The organism is Actinomyces sp. S6-Spd3 (assembly GCF_000758755.1).
GTDB lineage: Bacteria > Actinomycetota > Actinomycetes > Actinomycetales > Actinomycetaceae > Pauljensenia.
On record NZ_JRMV01000094.1, the window covers coordinates 1 to 553 of the forward strand.

The 553-nt window shown below is 63.5% G+C and carries 1 protein-coding gene; it reads right to left on the reverse strand.

The window, feature by feature from the left end; translation table 11 throughout:
- Nucleotides 1–553: molybdopterin-dependent oxidoreductase (locus HMPREF1627_RS00560; RefSeq protein WP_034500168.1), on the reverse strand; the 553-nt coding region annotated here is incomplete at both ends.

A 553-nucleotide genomic window follows, 5' to 3' on the forward strand; every position in this document is an offset into this window, starting at 1 on the left:
CTTCGTTTCCTCAAGCGAGGTGGCGCGTACGCGGCCATCAACCTGGTTGGTGTTCATGACGACACGCGCAAACTTAGACCACGCGTAGCCATCTTCAACCGTGAGGCGGCCACCTGGCAACAGTACCGTCTTGCCAGCTTCGCGGGCTTCCTTCAAGCCACGAGCCGCGCGGTCAAGCGCATCCGCCCAAGAGGTGGGAACAAGCTTGCCGTCCTCGCGAACCAGCGGAGCAGTCAGGCGATCCTCGCCGGTGCTCCAGGTGAATGCGAAGCGATCCTTGTCGGTGATCCACTCTTCATTGACGTCAGCGTCCTCACCCGCCAGAACGCGAACAACCTCGCCGCGGCGAATGTCGATACGCGTTGCGGCGCCAGAGGCGTCGTGCGCAGAGACGGACGGCGTCGATACGAGGTCGAACGGGCGTCCCCTAAAACGGTACGAGGTGGACGTGAGCGCACCCACCGGGCAGATCTGAATGGTGTTACCCGAGAAGTAGGAGGCGAATGGGCGTCCGGACGTGTCGGCTTCCGCGGCACCAACCGGGCCGGCGTTG